This window comes from Daejeonella sp., assembly GCF_030695525.1.
Taxonomy (GTDB): Bacteria; Bacteroidota; Bacteroidia; order Sphingobacteriales; family Sphingobacteriaceae; genus Daejeonella.
This window is the reverse complement of the sequence record NZ_JAUYSS010000071.1, coordinates 44,680-70,034: the sequence shown is the minus strand read 5'-3', so window position 1 is coordinate 70,034 and position 25,355 is coordinate 44,680. Positions and strand designations below refer to the sequence as shown.

The following is a 25,355-nucleotide window of genomic DNA, read 5'->3' as shown; positions in this document are numbered from 1 at the left end:
AAAAATGAAATTCAATATAAATAAAATCACCTTTATAGCAACGATAGTTGTTTTAATATTTAGCTTTTCGGCTTGTAAAAACGATAAGCAAACAGAGGGACAATCTGCTGAAACAAAAAAAGTGGATAAAGAAGCTCACGAAGAAGAAACGCCAACCATTGCCACACTTACCGAAGAACAAATAAAAACGGTAGGTATAGAATTAGGTACAATCGAGCAAAAAGAATTAACGGCAACCATCCGAGCAAATGGTTTGCTGAAAGTTCCCAATAACAACAAAGCCAACGCAACTTCTTTGTATGGTGGTGTAATAAAAACACTGAACGTACAAATTGGAGATTATGTAAAAAAAGGACAAGTAATAGCCACTATTGCCAATCCGCAGTTTATACAATTGCAGGAAGAATATTTGAGTACTGCCAGCAGAATTACTTTTGCAGAACAAGAATTATCAAGGCAAAAAGAACTTTTCGAAGGTAATGCAGGAGCGAAAAAAAATCTACAAAGTGCCACAGCCGAACTCAATAGTTTACGTACCAGAAGAGCTTCCTTACAACAACAGATACAATTAATGGGCATCAATCCAAGTTCTGTTTCAAATGGTAATCTAAAATCAGCATTAGTTGTAACCAGTCCTTTAAATGGTACCGTTAGTAAAGTTTCCGCTAAAATAGGAAGCTATGTAGATGTTTCTTCACCTGTTATAGAAATTGTAGATAACAGTGCCTTGCATTTGGATTTGAATGTTTTTGAAAAGGATTTGCCAATGCTCAAAGTAGGACAAACTATTCATTTTAGAATAACCAACAATGCAGTAGAAGACTATAATGCTAAAATATTTGCAATAGGTTCATCTTTTGAAAACGAAAGCAAAACAATTGCCGCTCACGCCGTGGTACAAGGCAATAAAACAGGACTTATAGACGGGATGAATATTACTGCCATTGTAAGCCTTAACAATGTAACTATTCCTGCTGTGCCCAATGATGCTATTGTAAATGCTGATGGCAAATACTATGTTTTTGTGCAAACCGATAAAAAAGCAGAAAAGCATCACGAAGAAGGCGAAAAAGAAGGAAGCCATAAAGAGAGTGAAGAAGAACATAAGGAAGATAAGTCCAGTAAAAATTTTGAAAAAGTAGAAGTACTGAAAGGCGTATCTGATATGGGTTATACCGCTGTAACCTTTGTAAACGAAATTCCTGCAAATGCAAAAATTGTGGTAAAAGGAGCCTTTTTTGTAAACGCAAAATTGAGCAATACTGGTGGTCACGAACACTAAAAAAAAGAAACTATGATTTGGCTAAATTTTTATTTGCCTTTGTATTTGGTGTTGTATATGATGGTAGCTTTTGTGCTACCGTCATACCGCACCTATAAGCAAACAGGCATCAATCCGATAACATTTGGCAAAACGGATAACGCACACCATTACATCGGTTTTGTAATGAAAGTATTGATAGCCTTGCTTTTTATAGCGGTATTCATTTATTCATTCAGCGATAAAGCATATCAGTATCTAGTACCCATTTCTTATTTAATGAAAGAAGTGTTTATGACAGTTGGATTAATCTTGATACATCTTTCACTACTCTGGATTTCGGTAGCTCAATATCAAATGAGCAACAGTTGGCGTATTGGTATAGATGAAAACAATAAAACCGAATTAATAACAAAAGGCTTATTTTCTTATAGCCGAAACCCGATATTCTTAGGAATGATAATCAGCGTTACCGGAATATTTTTCATACTGCCCAATGCAATTACACTTTTCCTGATGCTATCCACTTACATCGTTATCCAAATTCAGATAAGATTGGAAGAAGAATTTTTAGAAAAACAACACGGACAAGAATATCTATCCTATAAACAAAATACTAAAAGATTACTATAATGGAACACAAACATAAGTACGATCAACAAGGTAAACAGCTATGTTGTACACCTCAAGAAGAAAAAATATATACCGATGCTGATGCTAAAAAGCTATTGGAAAAACATCACGACGATGATGGACACAACCACGAACACACCGATGATGACGGTCATAACCACGGAAGTAGCGATAGATCTACCTTTCAAATGTTTTTACCTGCTATCATCAGTTTTGTATTATTGATGATAGCCATAACTTTCGATAATTGGCTTCCTCAATCTTGGTTTACAGGTTGGATAAGAATTGTGTGGTATGTGGTAGCGTATGCACCTGTTGGATTACCCGTAATTAAAGAAGCATTTGAAAGCATCAGAAAAGGTGATGTGTTTTCAGAATTTTTATTGATGAGTATTGCTACCATCGGAGCTTTTGCCATTGGCGAATATCCGGAAGGTGTTGCTGTAATGTTGTTTTATGCCGTTGGCGAAGTATTCCAAACATTGGCTGTAACAAGAGCCAAAGCCAACATCAAAACCTTGCTTGACCAAAGACCCGATGAAGTAACAATTTTAGAAAACAATCAGCCAAAAACAGTAAAAGCAGAAAATGTAAACATTGGCAATATTATCCAACTAAAACCCGGAGAAAAATTAGGATTGGACGGAGAATTGTTATCCGAAACCGCTGCATTCAACACCGCTGCACTTACAGGAGAAAGCAAGCCGGATACCAAAACCAAAGGTGAAACCGTATTGGCAGGAATGATAAATCTAAATACTGTTGCACAGGTAAAAGTCACAACGGCTTATACTGATAGCAAGCTAAGCAAAATTTTAGAATTGGTACAAAATGCAACCGCACAAAAAGCACCAACAGAATTATTCATTCGAAAATTTGCAAAAATCTACACACCGATTGTTGTATTGTTGGCAGTGCTAATTACCATAATTCCTTATTTTTTTGTTAGCGATTATGTATTTAGTCAGTGGTTGTACAGAGCATTGGTGTTTTTGGTTATTTCTTGTCCTTGTGCTTTGGTTATCAGTATTCCTTTGGGTTATTTTGGTGGAATTGGAGCAGCTTCCAAAAATGGAATTTTGTTTAAAGGAAGCAACTTTTTAGATGTAATTGCCAGTATTCAAAATGTAGTAATGGACAAAACTGGTACAATGACCGAGGGCGTTTTCAAAGTACAAGAAGTGGTATTAAAACCGGAATTTAATAAAGAGGAAATCCTGAAAATGGTAAATGCTTTAGAAAGTCAAAGTACACATCCGGTTGCTACCGCTATCCATCAATATGTAGGTGAAATTGATAGCTCGATAAAGTTAGAAAATACAGAAGAAATTGCAGGCCACGGTTTGAAAGCCAATGTAAATGGAAAAGAATTATTGGTAGGAAATTTTAAATTGATGGATAAATTCAACATCAATTATGATTTAAACCCAACCACAATTGTTTATACCTTAATTGCCATTGCTTACGATGGAAAATTTGCAGGTTACATTACCATTGCCGACAGTATAAAGGAAGATGCACAGCTAACTATTGACAAGTTAAAAGCATTAGGAGTAAAAACCACAATGTTGAGCGGAGATAAAAGCACCGTAGTAAAATTTGTTGCAGATAAATTAGGAATTAATAATGCCTTTGGCGATTTACTACCTGAAGATAAAGTAAATAAAGTAAAAGAAATCAAATCCAAAAACGAAACCGTAGCATTTGTAGGCGATGGTGTGAACGATGCTCCTGTGGTAGCATTGAGCGATGTAGGTATTGCAATGGGTGGTTTAGGTAGTGATGCTACCATTGAAACCGCAGATGTAGTCATTCAGGACGATAAACCGAGCAAAATACCGATGGCAATCAATATCGGTAAGCAAACTAAGAAAATCGTTTGGCAAAATATCACATTGGCATTTGTGGTAAAAGGAGTTGTTTTAGTTCTTGGAGCAGGTGGTTTAGCCACAATGTGGGAAGCCGTTTTTGCTGATGTGGGAGTTGCATTATTGGCAATTTTAAACGCTGTACGCATACAACGGATGAAATTTTAAAGAATAGTATGAACAATAAAACCTAACAAATTTAGGTATTTTTATTAGTAACCAAATTTTAAGACTTCAAAATAAAACGAATGAATAAATTTTATACCGAAATCCTTTTAAAATTGGAAACAACAATCAATCAGCTGGAGATTGAAGCTGATTCTTCGATACAGGGGATAGAAACCATTATACATCTTATCGTTGAATGCTTATCTGAAGTAAAGGAACATATTTTAAAAAGTGGATTTCAAAATATTGACGAAGAAATCCACTTTTTCAAACATAAGAAGCCTATTATTGTTTCAAAACTTATTTACTACAATGCCATATATAAAATTGAGGCGAAAAAGCCTTATGGAGCAAAACCAATCAGAAAATATCTTAACAAAGAACTAAAAAAACTCAAAGGGTTCTTTGACAATAACATTGATTTTTATAAATATTACCGCAGTAATAACTCCTTTCTTGACGAAAGATTTTTTGTTCGTGGCAAACACGATATAAAACTATGGTTGGACACAATTTATTTTGAAACGGACCAAAGCTTCTCTACATCTCACGATTATAAAGTAGCTAAAATCATCGCTAATGATTTGATACAAGTTTACATTGAAAACCAATTGAATACTAAAAACTATAATAAGATTTCTCATGAATCTCCTTTAAACTGGACTGGTAACAAAACAGCATTAACCGAATTGATTTACGCATTATATTCATTAGGCGTATTTGAAAACGGAAATGTTGACATAAAGCTTATCTCCAAAACTTTTGAAAGAACCTTTAATATTGACTTAGGTGATTTCTATCATACGTTCATGGAACTTAAATCCCGGAAGATAAACCGAACAAAGTTCCTTGACAGCCTCCGAGATGCATTGATTAAAAAAATGGATGAACAGGACGAAATATAAGCAACGCAGTTACAATATACCTCGTTGTAAATGAATGCCTTTTGTCCGTACAATACTCTCCGAAACTATTGAAGTTTCTTTCCTTTTTTCAATTTGTTCCGCAGGTTCATTTTTAGGTTCTGGAGCAATAGATAACTGTATTTTTCTATCAATAGAAGCCAATTCTGTTTTCAATTCGCTTAATCTATTTTCCTTTGTCCACGTACCTTTAACTATTTCCTGAAGTATAGGTACATCTTTTTTCAGTTCCGTAACTTTCTTTTGTTCTTGCTCGATATAGCCAGGGATTTTTTCCAATGCATTGAGAAAGTTCATTGTTGCCAATTTTGCATCGCTGGCAATGATTCCATTGTTATAAGTGTATTTGATATTGCCTTCGCCCTGCACCAAAAAGCGATTTACTCTTATGTCCACGCCTTCTTTTTCGGATATTTCGGTTTTAACCAACAACGTAAATCCATATAAAGCACCTATTTCTTCATACTGACCTCCTGTACGGGATTTGTCTGCAATCTGATTGAGTTTTGCACCAATCTGTTTTATATCCGCATTGAGCGATAAACCATCCAATAAAACAGGGTTTGCAATTGTATCGTCCGAATTTTTCTGTATGCGTTGTTGCAGATTATTCCAATCGAGACTCATCCGTTCCAAACGAGATTGGGCACTTTCCAACGTAGAAGTAACATCTTCCAGTTTATATTTAGAACTGACTTTGGAACGGTTGAAAGCTTGCTTTTCGCTTTCCAGTCCTGCAACTTGTTTTTCAATTTTCGCTTTATCCAAAAGGTCGGTATTTCCCGAAAGGATAGCTACATATTCCGAAAAGTTCATTCCCGATTTTTCGTCCATACTTCCTTCATCAATAGTACGTTTGCCAAGGTTATTAGTTTTAAGTTGGTCTATAAAAAGTTGTTTGTTGTACAAAAGATTGAACTTATAGCTATCCAACGATTTTTCTGTAGCATAAATAATTACATCCACTTTATTGTTTGCGAAATACTTGGCAATTTCATTACCCTTTCGTATTGCTCTTCCATCCCTTTGGGTAAGGTCGCTTGGTCGCCAAGGCGTATCTAAATGATGAACGGCAACTGCTTTTTTCTGTGCATTTACACCAGTTCCAAGCATACTTGTAGAACCAAAAATCACACGAATTTTACCCTCATTCATATCCTTGATAAGACCTTTACGTTGGTTATCGTTTTTGGCTTCCTGTATAAAACGGACTTCGTGTGCCGGAATACCGTGATTTTCCACAAGTTTGCGTTTTATTTCAGAATATACATTCCACTCGCCAGGCTTGTAGGTGCCGAGGTCGGAAAAGACAAACTGTGTACCTTTCTGTGCATTGAATTTGTTGTAATATTTCGCAATGTTTGTCGCACAATGGGATGCTTTATTGTCGGGATGGTCATCATATCTACCGCCAACCATTCGCATATCTAAAGACATTTTTCGGGCATAGTCGGTAGCGATAAGCATTTTTGCTTTTTCTTCTCGTTGCGATAAAGGTGCTCTTCCCAGCAAAGTCGCATTACCCGATTTTGCAAAATCCATCAGATTTTGGATAAATGCTGTCTGGTCGGGCGTTGGTGGAATGTTATACAGTATTTCGTTCTTTTCAGGGCGGTCAATGCCAATATCTTTTGCCGTTCTGTAATCTGTAATTTCAGAATAGAATTGTGCCAATTCTGGCACTTTAATAAAGTATCGGAAACGTTCTTTTGCTACAATATTGTTGGCAACCGAGAATTCATAATCCGTAGTTTTTCTTGCATAAATAGCAGACCACGCATCGAAACAGTTAATTCCTTGCTTTTCCAACGCTCTTGGTCTCATGTATTTGAACAAAAGGTACAATTCTGTAAGTGAATTACTGATTGTTGTTCCAGAAAGGAAAGTCGCCCCCATATCCGCTTGTATTTTGTCTTGAATGGTTCGAATTGCAAAAAGCAGGTTCATTGCTTTTTGGCTTCCATCTACATTTCCCAATCCTGCAACCCTTGTGTGGCGTGTGTTGAACATCAAATTTTTGAATTGATGGCTTTCGTCCACAAACAAATGGTCGATGCCCATCATTTTGAAGTCTACTACATCGTCCTTTCGGTTATCAATATCGTGTTGCAGGGTTTTCAGTTTTACCTCAAGATTTTCTTTCCGTTTGATAGCACCCGCAAGCATCCCTCGTGTAACTTCACTGCCTTCAGATTTTAGAGCATCGAGATTTCGCTCTACACTGTCCAATTCAATTTCGAGAATTTCCTTTTGCATTTCGGGCGATTGCGGTATCATACCGAACTGGTCGTGGGTTAATATCACACAATCCCAATCGTTGTTTTTAATATCCCCGAAAATCCGCAAGCGTTTTTTGGGCGTAAAATCTTCTTTGCCAGGATAGAGAATTTTTGCGTGTGGATAGGCGGTTCTGTAAGCTTCTGCAATTTCGTGAACGTTACTTTTTAGCCCGATAATCATCGGTTTGTGTGCCAAACCCAAACGCTTCATTTCTTGTGAAGCCGTACACATTACCAATGTTTTTCCAGCACCAACTTCGTGGTCACAGATAGCACCGTTGTTCAGCTTTATCATCCAAACGGTGTCCTTTTGGCTTGAATACAGGTCTTCGATGCCCAATGCTTTACAGTCTAATCCCGGAAACTCCTGATGGCTACCGTCATAGTTCGGTCGGACGAAGCAATTAAAAGTGTCGTTATATTGGTCGGTTAGCCTGTTTTTAAATTCATCACTTTGGGCGTAAAGCCAATCAGAAAAGGCAGTGCGGATTTCGTCAATCTTGGTATTCGCCACCTGTACGGCTTCCATATCCCTGACCTTGACTTCTTGGTCACCAACCTTGATTTTTTTGGTAATGTCTGGTGTGGTATTTACGAGTGCGTGTTTGAGCAAAGCAATCCCATCAAAGTTTCTACTCTCTGATTTTACGGCATATTTATCCCATATATGCACATTCTTTTGGTTGCACTTTACCGAAAAATCATCCGAACTTTCGGAATAATGGATATTGACTTCCGTATCAAACAAGTGCGAAGCAAAACGGGCATAAATCCCTGTGGGTATCCAGCGTTCGCCGAGATTGAAATCCAGTTCTTCAAACTCAATGCGTCTTGGTTTGGCTTCTTCCAAAACCGTAAGACTTACTTTGGCTTCTGCATCATTGGGACTACTTTCAAGATAGGCTTTGACCTCTTCAGATTTCTCTACTATATTTCCAGCAATCCATCGTTCGGCTATATCATATTCCTTTTGTAAAGGATTATAGAAAATACGCCCGTGTAGAGCTTCTTTCAAAGCATCGGTAGGCATACTGCTGATTTCGGACATATAATACAAATCCACCTTGCCGTATTTGTTCAGTGATGATGCTAAAGCCTCATCGGGATTGTCTGTTGCTAAAATGGTAGTAGAAAAAGTAACGGGACGACTGAATATATCCGCCTTATGCACCACACCACCAACTACACGTTCCAGATAAGGAATTTCTTTCCCTGCACTGTCTGTTTTAATCAATTTGATATTTTCGGCACTGTTCAGATTGCCATATCTTTTTACAAAAACATCATACAAATTATTCAGCGTTTCCCTTTCTACTATATGTTCGTTTTGCTTTTCGGCTTCCTTTTGATACAAATCGAGATAGCTATCTCTTACTGAAATGTAGGCTTCGGCTCTTACTTTCTGCAATGATGGTAATTGCAAGGGATGGAACATTGCCGTTGCTCCATTTTTATCAACATCTTGCAAATGACCAACCCAACCATTATCTATAACAAGACAATCACTTCGATGAAATGATTGTAATCCTTTGCTGTATAGAGCAGGTTCGGGAATGGTACTGACAACGGTTTGCTTTTGAGCCTGACCATTTCCGTTTAAGCCCGAAAACAGGTCGCCGATAACTTCCTCTTTTTTGCTGACAGTTGAAGTATTTCCATTGGTATTTCCATTTGAAATTGGAGAGATATAAGGTGGTTGTATCGCCGAACTGAACAAGTCTGCTTGGCGAACAATATTGGCTCTTCGCTTCTTGGAAGTTTGCCTTTGAGTTTGAGTACCTTTTTTTGGTGGAGCAATAACCGCTACTGGTTCGTCCACATTTTCAAACAAGTCGAAAATGCTTAATTGTTTTAATTCATTTGGATTTTCCTGAATGGTTACAGGTGTTGGTTTAATCGTTATAGGCTCTACAATGGGAGCTGTAACAGTTGTTGTAATTGGAATTTGTATGTTCGGCTCGCCTTTGTATAAACTCAAATTCAGATGATTTTCAAAATCTTCTGAAAGCATTTTTTTAAGGTCTTTGGTAATGCCGGTAACGCCTTCTTTATGCGTATAAATTAAGGCTGGTTTTCCATAAGGGTCGGTGTCTAATTTTCTATCTGTATGAACAATTCTTGTGCTATCCTGAAAAAAAGCATTGTTTGGTGTATTATATTCTGTTGTATTACTTTGGCAAAACAGTTCTTCCACTTCGGTCAAACTTTGTTTTGCCGTATTTTTTTGCAGGATAATCAGGTCGCTTCCAACGTCTGTACCTGCATATTCAGTAAACAGATTATTTGGCAATCTAACAACCGAAACCAGATTACTATTCTGCATCAACCCCCTGCGTATCGGTTCGTTTTTTGGGCTATTTAGAATACCCTGCGAGGTAACAAATGCCAACAAGCCACCATCACGTAGCATATCCGTTCCTTTTAAAAAAAAATAATTGTGGATGCTTCGGGATGCCTGTATTTTTGCTTCGTCCTTACTTCGGGAATACGAAAGATCAAATATGGAAGTATCGCCAAAAGGGATATTACTTGCAATTACATCATAAGTGTTTTGTTCCTTTTCGGGTATTTCCTCAAAACCACTTACACGGATATTGCTTTGTGGATAAAGCTGTTTTAAAATCTTTCCTGTAAGCAAATCCTTTTCATAAGCAGTTACATTGGGTTGCTGGTTTTCGGAAAAGGATTGTATGAAAGAGCCGATACCTGCGGAAGGTTCAAGGAATTTTTGAATGTTCAAACCGCTATCACTCAATGTTGAAGAAATTGCATCTATAACCTGTGGCGGTGTATAAAAAGCCGTCAGCACCGAACTTTTCATACTGTCCACATACCTGCGGTATTGCTTTTCGTCTTCGGAATTTTCTTTTAATAGTTGGTGGAGCTCCTGTGTAAGTGGAAATAAATCATGTTCAGTTTTTCGCCAATTATTGATGTCTATTTCATTTTCTATGGGGTTCAATACGAATTTAAGACCGCCAAATCCGCTGTATTGCATCATTAGCAGTCTTTCGCCTACGGTGGCTTGTTGTTTCTCCTTTTCCAGTTTAAAAGCAATTCGCAGGGCATCAATGTTTTGTTGGAGATGTTGCTTTTTACTGAAGCCCATTTTCCGCTATCCATATTGCGATGGTTCCGGTTATTTCGGTGTAGAGCTGGTCATACTCATAACCATAAGCGAAGTCATCAGTTAGTTCATAGTTGGAGAAAATAGGTTCACAAACACGGAACATTTTTAAAGCAAATGGTCGCAATTCTTCATCTGCCATTATGGTGTCGAACTCATTACAAACCACCTGAAATACGGTATCGAACTTGGAAAAATGTAAACCATCGAAAAGAATATAATTGGCTATTTCGTTACATTTTTCAATATCATTTCCCGATTGAAAAGCACCTTCATAGGCATTGGTAGCCCAAGAGGAACGCTGGTTTATGAATTTTTGGTCGTTTGCTTTTTCGGGGAAACTGGTGTTTAATAATTCTTGTAATCGTAATCTGAAATACGAAAGGTCTTTTTGTGTATCCATACTTTAATTTTGTTTAGAATTTTGCTTGATGTCTAAAATTAAAGAAGGAAGTAAAAGCCATTAAAAAAGTGGTAGGGTTTGGCTTTAGAAGGTAGGATTTGTCGTAATGGACAATAAAAAAACCTCTGAATATTCAGAGGTTCGTTCTATGGTTTTTTTAAGATTTGAAGCATCCTGCCGACTTCAATATCCATTCTCGAAAAGGCAAACCATTTTTTGCCCAGGTCTTTTAGTGATGCTCCAATATGGTAAAGCTCCGTATCGTCAATAATTAAAAAGCGGTCGTGGGCATCGGAGAAAATCTCAATTTCAATGGGAGGATATTGGCTGTTGTACCGTTGTAAATCCAGACGTAACTGATTGCTGATGCTTTTGGTATAGATTGTTGCGGTTACATTATTATTCCGTTTGCCCAATAAGATCAATATCGTGTCATCCACATAATTATCAAGCAGGATAATAGAACTTTTGGCACTTCGGATAATATCCGATACAAAAGTATAAGCATCGAAAATTTGACCATCATAGAAAACACCTCTTTCACTTTGCAGTTTGTCGCTTTCCAAAGCCTTAAAAATATCTTCAAATTTTTGGTCAGCTTCTAATTGTTTTAGTTCAATCTTATCCAAACGATGAAAAAGCGAAGCATTGCTGATGAGCATCCTACGCATTTCTACAAAGGCTTCCATAATTTCTACACTGACTTTAACGGCAATATCCGAACGGAGTATGGCAGAAGCCATTGCAATACCTTGTTCAGTAAAAACATAAGGCAAATAACGCCTTCCGCCGTAGCTCAAACTTGAGGTTCCAATTTGGAACCTCAAGTTTTCAACTTCCTCTTCGGTCAGTTGAAAGCAAAAAGAAGCAGGAAATCTTTCAATATTCCTTTTTACGGCTTTGTTAAGGTTCTTTGTTTCCACTTGGTATAAGGAAGCGAGGTCGCTATCCCGCATTACTTGTTTTCCACGTAGGGAATAAATCAGGTTTTTGATTTCCATTGTGCTAATGCTAGGCTTATTTTCCATTACGTTTATAGCTTTTGTTTTTTTCAAATTCAAAAGAGGTTTTGTAATCCTCATTCAACACTATATAAGCATCGAATTTTTTTCCAGCTTTGCTTTTCATCCCTTTAAGCAGAGCCGTTTTGCCTTTATTGACGAGGCTTTCAATATCAGCAATGCTGATTTGTAGGCCACAAACATTGCGGAACTGTACCCAGTTACAAACTTCATCAGGGCATTTAACAATCTTATCTCTAATAATCAGTTGCTGGGTTTTACATTTTGGGCAAATAAGTTGAGGCAGGTTTTCGTGGGCAATGGTAGTTTGCAACAATTCATTCGTAATAGATTTTGCATACGTTTCCATTTCCTTTTGAAATGCTTCGGCATCAGCTTCGTTGTTTTCAATTTTCTGCAAAGCAAGTTCCCATTCGGCAGTCATAGCCACATCCGCAATTTTTTGGTCTTTGACTAACTCATAAACCTGCAATCCTTTTTCAGTCGGGATTAAAGATTTCTTTTCCCGTTGGATATAATTTCGGGTAAACAATGTTTCAATTATTGATGCCCGTGTTGCAGGTGTGCCAATGCCTATATTTTGCAGAGCTTTACGTTCTTCTTCATTTTCTATCCCCTTTCCGGCAGTTTCCATAGCTGATAAAAGCCCAGCTTCAGTATATAATGCAGGCGGTTTAGTTTGTTTTTCCAAAACCGAGGCTTCTTTTATTTTAAGTTCATCGCCCTTTTTCAGTTCGGGTAAATCCTGCAAAGGTTCGGTGTCATCATCTGCGAAACTTCCTTTTATCGAGCGCCAACCTGGTTCGGTTATCTTACAACCTTTTGCAGTAAAATCATAATGTATAGCTCGTAAAGCAACGTCGGTAATCTCTTTCGTACAAGCTTGAGAAATCGCTTCCAACAGTCGAAAAGCAATCATATCGTAAACTGCATTTTCTTTTGCATTTAATGCCGATGGAATTTTTTCGGTAATCAATAATGCGTGATGGTCGGTTACACGCAAATCGTTCACGATGCGTTTATTGAAACGTCCCCATTTTATTTTAGACAAGGCTTGTTTGCAGTTTTCACGGTCCTGTAATGCTCTTACAAGATTGGGGATTTCAGCCCACATATCTTCGGGAATATATTTGCTTCCGGTACGAGGATAAGTGATGAATTTCTTTTCGTAAAGGCTTTGGGCAATGTTCAGCGTTTCTTCGGCAGAAAGGTTTAGCTTTTTATTGGCTTCTTTTTGCAAACCTGTCAAGTCAAAAAGCAAAGGCGGTTGTTCCGTTACGCTTTTGATTTCTATGGACGTGACCGTTACCATATTATTGTTTCTTTCGATGGTTCGCAATGTATCGTCTGCCAGCTTTTTATCTTCCCATTTGGTTGTGGAAACACTTTTAAAACCAATCATTTCTTTGTGATGCAACAATTGTATCTGATAATATTTCTTTATTGAGAATTTCTTGTTGTCGAGATAACGTTTGCAAATCAAGGCAAGTGTTGGTGTTTGCACTCTTCCGAGCGAATAAATCCCATTTCCTGCAACAATGCTCAATGCCTGCGTAGCATTAATTCCTACAAGCCAATCGGCACGGCTTCTGCCTTGTGCAGATTGATACAATCCGTCAAATTCTTTTCCGTTTTTGAGGTTATCAAAACCTTGTTTAATGGCTTTTTCAGTTAATGAACTTATCCATAATCTTTGAAAAGGTTTGTTGCATTTGAGGTATTCGTAAATGTACCGAAAGATGAGTTCGCCTTCACGACCTGCATCAGTAGCTACAATAATACTATCGCACCGATTAAATACTTGCTCAATTATTTTCAATTGCTTTAATGCACCTGTATCAGCTACATAACTTTTGTCCTTTTTTACTTTACGAACGGTTAATAAAAATGGGTTAGGAAGTATCGGAAGCGAAGCTTTCTGAAAACCTGATATTCCGTAATCTTCGGGCATTCCTAATCCAATTAGGTGTCCAAACGCCCACGTAACACAATAGCCGTTGCCTGTCAGATAGCCATCCTTTTTTTCGGAAGCACCCAACAAGCCGGCTATTTCTCTTGCTACGCTTGGTTTTTCTGCAATTATTGCTTTCATAATTTACTACATTTTTCTGCCTTTAGATTTAGCAGGTGCTTGAGGTTTTTCCTGTTGCTCTTGCTGTTTTTTATCTTTTGGCGTTTGTTGTTTCGGTTGCAAAGGCTCTTTGATATTCTTTGTTGCTTCATTGGTTTTACCATCCGAATTAACCGCAGTTTGCGTTTTATGAGCTTCGGTAGGTTTCGCTTGTTCTTTGAGTTTATCGGGATTTTGAAAAGAAAAATTGGTTTTGTTGGTTTCCTTATTCAGCGTGATATAACCTTGATACGGCTTACCTTGCTTATCTGTCAAGCCATTGATGTAAATAGTCTGACCCGCTTTGAACTTATCATATTGCTCATTATCCAATTCCTTACCTCTAAAAGTTCTCGGAACTTCCTGCAAATTATTTTGCTGATTATTTTGTCCGTTGCTTTGCGTTTGCTGATTAATATTGCCTCTATCGAACAGAAATTCAACATAGCGTTTGTCTGCATTGAATTGAACCGTAGCTTCAAACTCAGTTCCCTTCTTAGAAATCATTCCCTCTAAATGAAGTGGTTTGCCGTCCATTAAAGTTTGTTTTTGCTCATCATTCAGTTTTATGCCTTTTATTTCATCGGGTATTTTTATGTATTCTATTTTCAGTGCAATCAATTCATTGGTTAACCTATCCACACTAATAATTGACGGAATGGTTTCGCCTGTTTTGGGGTTTTTCAAATCAACCACACGTCCCATATTTCCTGCATCCAGTAAGTTTTTCTTGTCTTCATCAGTAAACTTGTGTCCAAAGAACTCAAAGTTTAAGTTCGGTTCTTTACGGATACCGTGAATGGCGACCACTACCTTACCTTCGTCATTGTGTTGCAAGGAAAGACGGGCATCCATTCGGGTAACGGCAGTGCCGAGATTTAGGCTTACGGGTACCAATTCATTGGTTTTAAAACCTTTCAATAAAGGTTCAAGTAGGTTCATTTTTTCAAGGCGTTCTTTGCCTAATCCAAGGTTGTTCATTGTTTCCCAATCAATTTGTTCCGGCTTGTAACGGTATTCGTTATTTTCCGGTGCTTTTTGTGTTGTTTCCATATTATTTTGATTTTCTTGTTTATGTTCAGGCTCAACTTTTACTTCGTCTTTTTTCATTTGTTTTTCGCCTTTTGGAGTAGGATGATCTACCTGTTTTTGAAATTCTTTTGCTTTCTCTAAAGCTTTATCGGCTGGTACTTTGAAGAATGTAAATTTGGTAGGATCTTTTAGCTGTCTGTAAAAATTTGAGAAGAAATTAGAAATCAAATCACCCTGTTTGTCCACCCGCATAAATTCGCTTTGGTTCTTTTTTGTGGGATCAACGGTTTCCATTTTCCCGTTTTTGTCGATGCTTTTTACAGCTTGGATTTTCATTTTTTCTTTATCCAGCACCAACAATATGTCCGATAATTGTTCGGGCTCTTCTTGCTTATTTGTAGTTTCTTCGCTCATAATCTGAAAATTTTAAGATTTCAATGCCGAAAATAAAAGAAGCGTTTACTGCATTGCACTAAGTGGCATTCAAAGGCAGTATTTGTCGCTTAATGGCATCTATTTAGGTGTCGGAGGATTAAAACTCTCTCTTATAAATTGATGAACATCAGATAACTTATAATACAATTTTCCGCTTATCGTATAATAAGGTAGTTTCCCGTTGGAGCGGTAACGTTGCAATGAACGATTGCTGATTTTCAGCATTTGAAGTAAATCCTGATTGTCGAGTAATTCCTCACCATCAATATTATTTCGTTTCTTTTGAAAGTCCTCGATATTGTTGCCAAGCATATCAAGTCTGTCCATCAGGCGTTCCATCCACGCCAAAAATTCCATTCTGTCAATATTCATCGGATTATACTTTTAAGGGTTCGTACCTATTTTTTATCGGTCTTTAGTTTCCTGCCTTTTTCGATATAGCTTTTGCCTTTTGCTATAAGTTCCTGTACATACTCATCACTGCTTTGTACAGCATTGGCATTGAGCATATCTTTGATAGCACCAATAGTGTAGAAGTATTGTCCATAGATTTTTGAATAAGCAATCTCACCTTTGGTACGCATACGCCATAAGGTTTTCTCGCTTATGTGTAGGTATTGGCATACCTCGTGGTTGTTGAGCCACAGGTCTTCATAATTGGTCACTTCCAATCTTTTCAGATAGTCAGCGATAGCAGTGATACGATTGTTTAGCTGATCCCACGCTTCTTCTTCAATGGTTATTATTTTCATTGCATAACTTTTAAAGTTTACTATGCAAAGTTGAAAAGAGTGGCAGAATTTGTCTGCCAAGCCTTGCCAATTGGTTTGGCGGTTTTTTGAAAATTTTTATAATTAGGGAAAGCCTTATCAGTAAAGGTTTTTAGGGGATTTTGATAGTTTAATAATAGTGTTTTGCAAATCTTTACCAATTGGCTGATATGGGCAAAAAAAAACAGTACACGATGATGTACTGCTTTGAAATGATAGCTCAATTAAACTAAAGGTCTTTATCCATATATTCTTCAAGAGAAAACTTAAGCTGGTCTAAAAATGAAGTTCTGGAACCACTTCGGGTTTTCATTCTATGGAAAGCGTGGTGCAGGTCGCCGAGAGGAATACGGAAAAGCATTTGAAACATCAGGCTAATTTTTCGGATACCGATTTTTCCGTGAGAAATTACACCCGAAGCATAAAGGGCATATATCAATTCGATTATAGCATTTTTGCTGTCGGTCCAAAATATATCTTTGGAACTTTCCGGCTTTTGCAATATCACATCGGGATTTTCATCGGGATTAATTTTTGTTAGCAGATAGGTGTAGAGCAATTCATTGGAGATAATCCTTGCAGTTTTATAATCGAAGAAAGTCGAGAATTCCGGGTCTATTTCAAATACGATGCTGTTAAGCCCATCGTGGTAGTTAATGTTTCCACGTTTGAAGTAAGTATCATCACGGTCTGTCCGTCCTGAGCGGTAGTATCTGTAAAAATCCGAATTGCAGAGGTGTTCAGTGTATTCTCGCTTTAGATTTGCCAACTGTCCAGAAAAATAACAGTAATACATTTTACCGTTACTGACAGGGCAAGTGGTTTCAATGCGATATATCTTATTATAATAGATCAGCTTACCGAGTATTTGGGGTTTAATAGAACGAAAGAAATGGATTTCTTCCTCATCGTTTTTAAATCCTTCCTCAGCAAGGTATTTCTTAACTGAACCTAAAAGATCTTGAAGATACAGGGTCATTTCGTAAGCCTCATCAATCAACCTTTTGCTTTGTGATAAAATCTTCTCTTCTTTATTGTGTATCTCTAAAAGGATGTTGTCTAAAGAATATTTCATAGCTAATAAATTTTGTGATGCTTGCCAAATTTTAAATTTGGTTTACGCCTAATTAATTCACAAAATTTCAAACATTTAATGATAATAATTCCACAGTTTCACCCCACTGGGGAGAAATTTTTTCTAACGATGAAGACAAAAAAACCATCAAAATTCCTAAAAATTATAATAGTTAGGTCGTGAAAAGGAGTTTTAAATCACATAGATTTATTATATTTGCTACTGATTTACAAGGAAATTGAGTAAAAATGAATGCAATGAGCACCATTACTAAATCGTTACCTGCAACGATTTCCAACAGTGTAAACCCCTCTATTTAAGCTACTTTTTGCTACATTAATCTTTTTGCTAAAAAAAAATTACTTTACAAAAAAAATGTATCAAGAATGTTTCATTTACTGAATTATTTATAATTTCACATTTTATACTAAACCAGTTAATTATGAAAAAAATCTCTACACTATTATTTTTGCCCATTCTATTGTTTCTAACCATAAGTGTCAATGCACAGGTTAGGGAGATAACCGGGAAAGTTACCATCGCCGAAGACGGATCCAGTCTACCGGGAGTAAGCGTAAGGGTAAAAGGTACCAGTATTGGGACCACAACAGGCCCTGAAGGTAACTACCGTATTCAGGTTCCGGGGAACGAATCTACACTAGTATTCACATTCATGGGCTTTTCAGTGCAGGAGGTATCCGTTGGCACAAAGAGCACAATAAATATTGAAATGAATACTGATAGCAAACAACTTCAGGAGGTAATTGTAACCACCGGATTTGGCATTAGCCGGCAGCAAAAATCGCTGGGCTATGCTGCCCAGGGTGTTAATTCTGAAGAATTGAATATTAACCGTCAACCTAACGTTCTAAACGCATTGCAGGGTAAAGTTGCAGGTGCAACCATCAGCAGCGTAGGTGGAGGTCCGGGTCAGGGTGCGAATATCCGTATCAGGGGTATCAACTCAATCGATGCTTCCGCATCAAACGACCCTCTTTATGTTATTGATGGAGTACAGATTGACAACTCTACTTCTACACAAGGTGCCGGAGCAGGAGCAAATGTACGTTCGGTAGGAAACAGAGTATCTGATATTAACCCGGATGATATTGAAACAATCAATATTCTAAAGGGAGGTGCCGCAACGGCTATGTATGGTCTAAGAGGATCAAACGGCGTTGTCTTAATTACCACTAAAAAGGGAAAAGGAAATGAAGTCAGAACCAATTTTACAAGTACGTATGGTTTTGAAAATATTAATAAAACTCCTGCCGTTCAGAAGGAATATACCGCTGGTATTTTGGGTGTCTACACTCCAATCGGACTTGGTCCGGCCTGGGGACCGACCATTGCAGAAGCAAAAGCCATTGACCCAACCCATCCTGATTTTCTTTATGAGAATTACAAAAATGCATTTGATACCGGCAGCCAGCTTAGAAATACAGTATCGGTGACCGGCGGTTCAGATGCTGTAAAATTCTTTTCATCGGTCTCACAGTTTAATCATGATGGTATGCTCCCATTTACAGATTATCAGAATCTGTCGGCCAGATTAAATACTGATATTAAAATTAGTCCTAAGGTAGTTGCCGGAGTGAATATGAGCTATAACAATTCAGGAGGCTATCGTTTTGATGCTGATCGTTTTGGTGAAAGTTTAACCTATTATTCAGGTCGCTGGGATGTAAGAGACTATATAAATGAAAATGGAACCCAAAAATTCAGAGGAACCAACAACCCGATTTTCGGTGCAGCAACAAACAGGCTTAGAGACAATGTAAACCGTTTCATTGCGGGAGCTAATGTTGGTTATGCACCTACCTCCTGGTTGAATTTCAATTATCGTATGGGCGTTGATACCTATACTGATGCCCGAAAACGTACTGCTCCGGGAAGATTAGGCCTTCCGGGGGAAGCTGTTTATGACAATGCTGATGGTTTTGTAGGCGAATACCTTACTCAATATCGTGCAATCAACTCCACTTTCCTTGCAACGGCTACTAAACAACTCACTAAAGACATCAATGGAACACTGAGATTAGGCTATGAGCTTTATGACAGAAGTACAAAAGACCATGGTGTTCTGGGCAGTGTCTTAAGCATTTACAACGACTTCAGATTGATGAATGCAAAAACGCTGGCAGTAAGTCAAGGTTTAAATGAATATCGTTCTAACGGTTTTTTCGGAGAGGCAACTTTTGATTATAAAAATTACCTTTTCTTAACCTTAACAGGTCGGAATGACATCACTTCAACCCTTTCTGCAGATAACAGATCCTTCTTTTATCCTTCAGCCAGTTTGAGTTATGTATTTTCTGATAATGTCAAATTGCCTCAATTTATTGGCCAGAGTAAGTTGCGTTTATCCTATGCCAAAATTGGTAAGGACGCAGCCCCTTATTCTACCTCTTCGGGCTTTTCAAATTATACCGGATTACCAACAGGAAGCACCGGGCTTACCATGTCATCAAATCTGGGTGATATTAATTTAAGACCTGAGTTTACTGATACTTATGAAGCAGGTCTTGAAATGGCATTTCTTAAAAATCGCCTGAGTTTTGACTTTACCTACTATTACTCTTTAAGTAAGGATCAGATCACTCAGGCCCAGATATCCTCAACTACGGGTTATGTAACTGCATCAATTAATGCGGGTTCTATCCGTAATAAAGGTATCGAACTTGTTTTAGGGGGAACACCAATCCAAACAAAGAATTTCACATGGGATGCATCACTTAACTTTTCTGCAAACAGAAATAAAGTAATGAGCCTTAAGGAAGGTTTAACTGAGATTATTTATGGTGCTGCTACAGGTGGTTACATCAACTCACCAGTGCAGTTCAAATTGATTCCTGGAGAGCCTTATGGGAATATTTACGGTTCTTATTACCTTCGTTATTATGGTACTGATGTAGAAGATCCTAATCGTACAGATAAATCAAGACCTTTATTGATTGGCGCTAATGGCTTCCCTATTTCATCATTAACACGAAGAAAATTATTAGGAAATTCTCAGCCTGATTGGATTGGTGGATTATCAAACAACTTCACTTATAAGCGTGTAAGTTTGTCAACATTGATCGATGCGCGCTGGGGCTTTGAAAAATTCAACAGACTGGAAAACTTTAATTCAGCGTTTGGTATTGCTGATTATACTGCTAATCGCAGAAGCTTTTACACTTTCCCCGGAAATCTTGCCAACGGCACTCCCAATACCAAACAAGTTTGGTTAGGTCAGGCTGTGGGTCCTGATGGTGTGAATTATGGTGAAGGATATTACAGACTATACCACAGATCATTGTCTGAACCATTCGTACAGGATGCTTCCTGGATTCGTTTACGTTCGGCAAGTCTTTCGTATTCATTACCATCAAAATGGTTGCCTAAAAAAGCGATACGTAATGCATCTGTATCAGTAACAGGAAACAACCTGCTTTTGCGCACAGATTACTACGGTCTGGATCCTGAATCGATATCTGCGGATAGCGGAAGCAATGTGGATGGTTCTGCCGGAATGACCTACCCTGCTGCAAGAACCTTCCTATTTTCACTTAATGTTGGCTTTTAAAGAATATGAAAATGCATAAATTAAATAAATATACCCTGATCCTCTTAGCCACTTCCGTATTAGCCTTACATGGCTGCGGAAAGGAGTATTTTGATGAGCTTAGTAATAACCCTAATCAGGTGACTAATGCCACACTCCCGGCTCTTCTGGCTACCTCAACGAGCAAGGCCGGAATAAATTCATTTACGGTTGCCAGCAATACATCGGCCTATGTACAATATACCGCCAACCCTACTGCTGCTGCTGCAAGCGATATCTATGAAACCATTGATCATACCAGCATGTGGGATAACCTCTACTTCGCTATGGCTGATGTTAATCAGATGAAGAAACTTGCAGTTAGCCAGAGTTCAAGTGAATACCTTGGTGTTGCCAATGTTTTACTTGCTTACAACCTGATTCTGGTCAATGATCTATGGGGAGCGGCACCGTTCTCCGAAGCTTTTAATCCAAGCAATTTTACACCGAAATATGATACTGACCAGGCAGTTTACGCTGCAAGCATGTCACTTATCGACGAAGCGATTACTGAACTGGCTAAAACTACTGCGACCATTAAGTTAGCTGCTGCAAGTGACCTGATTCATGCCGGTGACCGGGCTAAATGGCTTAAAACAGCTCATGCACTCAAAGCCCGCCTTTTGATCAAAGCCAGCAAAACTACTACCTTCAATGCGGCATCTGTTCTATCGGCCGTTGGAAGTTCATACACTTCGAATGCCGATGATGCTGGTATGGCTACATTTGTTTTGCGAAATAACTGGGCAACTGTTTCCAGGAATAACGCTTTGTTAAGTCTGGGAGGGTGGCTATCAGAACAGTTTGTTGACCACCTGAACGGAAAAACCTATGGTTTGTTCGATCCGAGGATCAAGAAAATTACTGATGTAACGGTTGTTCCGGGAAACCCGACCTATCCTGCCTATATTGGTACAGTGAATGGCGCAGGAAACCGGATCAATCCACCGCATAACAATACGGTAAAAGATGAGAACTATATTTCCAATAGCTCTCCCTGGACCAGTGATACTGCCCCATTATTGATTGTAACTTTTGCCGAATTAAAGTTCATAGAAGCTGAAGCTGCATTTACATCCGACCGGACCAGAGCATATACTGCCTACCTGGCGGGGATCAGAGCTAATATGGATAAATTACAGGTACCTGCAGCAGAGCGTAATGAATATCTTGAAAGCCCAATTGTTGCAGTTGGCCCGGCTAATCTTACAAAAGAGCTGATCTTTAAAGAAAAATATGTCGCTACCTACCTGAATCCTGAGGCATTCAATGATGTACGCAGAAATGATTTTAAATATAAAGATTTCACTATGCCGCAGAATGCAGTGTTGACTACCTTTTTAAGAAGACTTGATTATCCTTTGGGAGAAAGAAGCAAAAATGGTGTTAATGTTCCGGCTGGTGTACCAAGAACTACTAAATTATGGTGGGATTTATAATATATCACAGATAAAATAAGAAAGCCCTAAATCGTTAGGGCTTTTTTTATGCTTTTTAAACTGTTCCCCCCTTAATTTTTGTTTCAAACAGTCCTATTTGTAACTAAAATCAATATTTTATGAAAAATCGTTCCGTTTTGTATATCCTTTTCTTCAGTTTAATTTTTCTTAGCCTTCGGCTTTCAGCCCAATCATTTTCTGTTGAAAGTATATTAAGCTATCCTTTTCCCTCTGAGCTTGTAAGCAGTTCGGGAGGGTCTAAAATTGCCTGGGCAATGAATGAGAAAGGCTTGAGGAATATCTATGTAGCTGATGGGCCGAATTTCAGCCCCAGGAAATTAACAGCATATACTAAGGATGATGGTCAGGAGATCAGCAGTCTGGCGATCTCTCCTGATGGGAAATGGATTGTATTTGTACGTGGTGGTGACCATGGCTCAAGGGAAGCAAGTATACCCGTACAGGCCGCCTTTGATCCTCTTGGTGCGAAGGTACAGGTAATCAGTATTCCCTTTGATGGGGGGCAGCCTATCGTTCTGGCAGAAGCTGATTATCCGGAAATTTCACCGAACAGTGAGCGTGTAAGCTTTATAAAAGGCGGACAAGTTTGGTCTTCATCAATAAATGGTTCTGCACCTGCAAAAGCCCTCTTTTATGCCCGGGGTTCTAATGGCTCGGTAAGATGGTCTCCGGATGGTTCAAAATTAGCATTTGTATCTTCCAGAGGTGATCATTCGTTCATTGGCATCTATACAAACGATGAGACTCCAATCAACTGGATATTCCCATCATTTTCAAGGGATGCATCACCCAGATGGTCACCTGACGGGCAAAAACTGGCATTTATCAGAACGCCGGGCACTGGCGGAGCTCCCGATTCTATTTTCGCAAGAAAGCATCAGCCCTGGGCAATCTGGACAGCAGATATCACTTCTGGTACTGGAGAACAGATATGGAAAGCTCCTGAAACCCTCGAAGGATCATTTCCATCAACAGAAGGCGGCACAAATTTAAATTGGGCCAAATCTGGGCGGATCGCATTCGTTTCATTCCAGGATGGCTGGCCTCATCTGTATTCAATTCCGGCAAAGGGAGGCAAAGAACTGCAGTTAAGTCAGGGGAATTACATGGTAGAACATATTAAACCAAGCCCTGATGGTAACTGGCTCGTATTCGCAGCAAACACAGGAAAAGATAAATTCGATCTGGATCGCAGACATATTGGTAAAGTCCGTATAGACCAGCCGGGAATTGAAATTCTGACTCAGGGAAACGGCATTGAATCAAATCCTGTTTTTACCGGTGATCAGCATACGATTGCCTACTTAAGTTCGACGGCGCAAAGGCCTGTTCTCCCAGCAGTGATGAATACTGATGGCAAATCTCGAAAAGTTCTCTGTGAGGACCTGATACCGGAAGATTTCCCACAAAAACAACTGGTAAGTCCGAAGCATATTACATTTAAGGCACCTGATGGTCAAACTGTTTACGGTCAATTATTTGAACCCAAGAATGCTTCTTCAGATAAGAGAGCAGCCATTGTTTATGTCCACGGCGGACCACAAAGGCAAATGCTTCTTGGTTGGCATTTTATGGATTATTATTCGATAGACTACGCACTGAACCAGTATCTCACGAGCTTAGGATTTACAGTTCTATCGGTCAATTATAGATTGGGTATTGGTTATGGTTTCAAATTCCAGAAAGCTTTAAACGCAGGTGCTTTGGGCGCCTCAGAATATCAGGATGTTAAAGCAGCAGGAGAATGGCTTGCTGCACAGCCAGGTATCGACCCTGAAAGGATTGGAATCTATGGAGGTTCCTATGGAGGCTTCCTGGTTGCATTGGCATTAGGAAAGGATTCAAGGCTATTTGCTGCAGGGGTTGATATCCATGGGGTAAATAATCGTTTTAGCAGTGCAAATTCAAGCTCCAGAGCGCTTGCTCCGGATGCCGGATTAGCAGAACAGGCGATGATTAAATCTTCGCCTGTGAGTTATCTGGATACCTGGACATCCCCTACCCTTATTATCCATGCAGATGATGACCGGAATGTTTCCTTTAGCCAGAGCGTGGATTTAGCCCGACGATTTGAAGACAAAAAATTCGCATTTGAATACCTTGCAATTCCGGATGATACCCATCATTGGATGAAATTTACCAATGCACTAAAGGTTAGTGAGGTTACTGCTGAATTTTTGAGGAGGAAACTGATGAAATAGTTGAGAGTGGAGAATGGAAAGTGGAGAATTATGGGAATAGCTTCATTCTCAACTCTCCACTCTCAATTTTCCATTTTGTAAATAGAAAACCTTGTTTTCCTTCTCAAGTTGCGTCAAATTGAGTGCTTCCTTAAAAATCCCGTAAACTGATGAACCGCTACCGCTCATAGAAGCATAAAGGGCTCCGGCATCATACAATGTAGCCTTTATTGCGGCAATCACGGGATACTTTGAAAAAACTGAAGGTTCAAAGTCGTTTTTGATGTGTAATTTCCAATCCTCAATTGGAAGTTTAATTAACTCAGTTAAGGGAGTATTAACCGGAGCAGCACGAACACCCTGATAAGCTTCTGCGGTTGACACCTGTACATCAGGCATCACCAAAACGATGAAATAACTACTTAGATCCAGATCGAAAGTACTCAGATGATCACCCTTTTCTGTCGCATATACAGGCTTGTTTTGAATAAAAAATGCACAATCAGAACCAATTTGTGTGGCATACTGCTCCATTCGGCAATTTTCCATGCCTAAGCTGAATTTCTGATTCATTAACCTGATGAAAAATGAAGCGTCGGCAGACCCTCCTCCCAATCCGGCACCAATTGGAATATGTTTGTGTAAATGTATATTGACCGGTGGCAGCTCTGGAATATCTTTTTTCAGTAAGTGATAGGCCTTCATGCAAAGATTATCATCAGCATTTCCTGGGATTTCTATTCCTGATGAACTAAACTGTAGCTTATCCCATTCAATTACTTCAATGGCATCCCTGATGGCAAGAGGATAAAATATCGATTCCAGATTATGGTATCCATCAGTACGCTTACTGACAATATTTAAACCTATATTGATCTTGGCATTCGGAAAAAGAATCATATTGTGAACATACTGATATATTTATGAACAATTTTAGGATGCCAAAATTACATTTATTTTATTTGCACTTGAGTTGTAAGTATTAAGTTGTAAGAATTAAGTTATAAGTTGTAAGTATTAAGT

At 38.5% G+C, this 25,355-nt stretch carries 16 protein-coding genes; 7 read left to right on the top strand and 9 right to left on the bottom strand.

Annotation, left to right across the window (positions count from 1 at the left end):
• Positions 1–4 precede the first annotated feature (4 nt).
• The 4 genes from Q8S11_RS17050 (at position 5) to Q8S11_RS17035 (ending at position 4,835) form a co-directional block, all read left to right on the top strand.
• Complete coding sequence (locus Q8S11_RS17050; RefSeq protein WP_305663323.1) at positions 5–1,282, top strand: efflux RND transporter periplasmic adaptor subunit; 1,278 nt, start codon at positions 5–7, stop codon at positions 1,280–1,282.
• 12 nt (positions 1,283–1,294) lie between these two features.
• Positions 1,295–1,894 (top strand): isoprenylcysteine carboxylmethyltransferase family protein, encoded by a 600-nt coding sequence (locus Q8S11_RS17045; RefSeq protein ID WP_305663322.1) that lies wholly within the window; start codon positions 1,295–1,297, stop codon positions 1,892–1,894.
• Positions 1,894–3,930 (top strand): heavy metal translocating P-type ATPase, encoded by a 2,037-nt coding sequence (locus tag Q8S11_RS17040; RefSeq protein WP_305663321.1) that lies wholly within the window; start codon positions 1,894–1,896, stop codon positions 3,928–3,930. The genes Q8S11_RS17045 and Q8S11_RS17040 overlap by 1 nt, the downstream gene beginning before the upstream one ends.
• Positions 3,931–4,010: 80 nt before the next feature.
• The gene (locus Q8S11_RS17035) at positions 4,011–4,835 is read left to right on the top strand and encodes an RteC domain-containing protein (protein WP_230154266.1); all 825 of its coding nucleotides are present in this window, start codon (positions 4,011–4,013) and stop codon (positions 4,833–4,835) included.
• A gap of 9 nt (positions 4,836–4,844) precedes the next feature.
• Here the strand turns inward: Q8S11_RS17035 and Q8S11_RS17030 are convergent, their stop codons facing one another.
• The 8 genes from Q8S11_RS17030 to Q8S11_RS16995 all read right to left on the bottom strand — a co-directional run bounded on the left by Q8S11_RS17030 (position 4,845) and on the right by Q8S11_RS16995 (position 17,106).
• On the bottom strand, positions 4,845–10,241 hold the full coding sequence (locus Q8S11_RS17030; protein ID WP_305663320.1) for an N-6 DNA methylase: 5,397 nt from the start codon (positions 10,239–10,241) through the stop codon (positions 4,845–4,847).
• The gene (locus Q8S11_RS17025) at positions 10,228–10,662 is read right to left on the bottom strand and encodes a DUF1896 domain-containing protein (protein WP_230154263.1); all 435 of its coding nucleotides are present in this window, start codon (positions 10,660–10,662) and stop codon (positions 10,228–10,230) included. The genes Q8S11_RS17030 and Q8S11_RS17025 overlap by 14 nt, the downstream gene beginning before the upstream one ends.
• Before the next feature lie 146 nt (positions 10,663–10,808).
• The gene (locus Q8S11_RS17020) at positions 10,809–11,690 is read right to left on the bottom strand and encodes an ORF6N domain-containing protein (RefSeq protein WP_092908428.1); all 882 of its coding nucleotides are present in this window, start codon (positions 11,688–11,690) and stop codon (positions 10,809–10,811) included.
• A complete protein-coding gene (locus Q8S11_RS17015) occupies positions 11,680–13,776 on the bottom strand; it encodes a type IA DNA topoisomerase (RefSeq protein ID WP_230154261.1) in 2,097 nt (698 codons plus the stop codon). Before Q8S11_RS17015 ends, Q8S11_RS17020 begins: the two co-directional genes overlap by 11 nt.
• 6 nt (positions 13,777–13,782) lie before the next feature.
• Positions 13,783–15,240 (bottom strand): DUF3945 domain-containing protein, encoded by a 1,458-nt coding sequence (locus tag Q8S11_RS17010; RefSeq protein ID WP_230154259.1) that lies wholly within the window; start codon positions 15,238–15,240, stop codon positions 13,783–13,785.
• Positions 15,241–15,339: 99 nt separating this feature from the next.
• Positions 15,340–15,633, bottom strand: coding sequence for a helix-turn-helix domain-containing protein (locus Q8S11_RS17005; RefSeq protein ID WP_092908341.1), 294 nt, complete (start codon positions 15,631–15,633; stop codon positions 15,340–15,342).
• A 26-nt stretch (positions 15,634–15,659) separates the two neighbouring features.
• Positions 15,660–16,013: a helix-turn-helix domain-containing protein gene (locus tag Q8S11_RS17000; protein ID WP_092908342.1), complete on the bottom strand. Its 354-nt coding sequence runs from the start codon at positions 16,011–16,013 to the stop codon at positions 15,660–15,662.
• A gap of 247 nt (positions 16,014–16,260) precedes the next feature.
• Positions 16,261–17,106 (bottom strand): RteC domain-containing protein, encoded by an 846-nt coding sequence (locus Q8S11_RS16995; protein ID WP_092908343.1) that lies wholly within the window; start codon positions 17,104–17,106, stop codon positions 16,261–16,263.
• Between the two features lie 442 nt (positions 17,107–17,548).
• Between Q8S11_RS16995 and Q8S11_RS16990 the strand changes: the two genes are divergently transcribed.
• The 3 genes from Q8S11_RS16990 (at position 17,549) to Q8S11_RS16980 (ending at position 24,353) form a co-directional block, all read left to right on the top strand.
• Entirely contained in the window at positions 17,549–20,674 is a 3,126-nt protein-coding gene (locus Q8S11_RS16990; RefSeq protein ID WP_305663319.1) for a SusC/RagA family TonB-linked outer membrane protein, read from the top strand.
• A gap of 11 nt (positions 20,675–20,685) precedes the next feature.
• Complete coding sequence (locus Q8S11_RS16985; RefSeq protein ID WP_305663318.1) at positions 20,686–22,131, top strand: SusD/RagB family nutrient-binding outer membrane lipoprotein; 1,446 nt, start codon at positions 20,686–20,688, stop codon at positions 22,129–22,131.
• A 119-nt stretch (positions 22,132–22,250) separates the two neighbouring features.
• On the top strand, positions 22,251–24,353 hold the full coding sequence (locus Q8S11_RS16980) for a prolyl oligopeptidase family serine peptidase (RefSeq protein ID WP_305663317.1): 2,103 nt from the start codon (positions 22,251–22,253) through the stop codon (positions 24,351–24,353).
• A gap of 48 nt (positions 24,354–24,401) precedes the next feature.
• Here Q8S11_RS16980 and ispE read toward each other — a convergent pair whose 3' ends face one another.
• The gene (gene ispE / locus Q8S11_RS16975; protein WP_305663316.1) at positions 24,402–25,232 is read right to left on the bottom strand and encodes a 4-(cytidine 5'-diphospho)-2-C-methyl-D-erythritol kinase; all 831 of its coding nucleotides are present in this window, start codon (positions 25,230–25,232) and stop codon (positions 24,402–24,404) included.
• Positions 25,233–25,355: the final 123 nt, after the last annotated feature.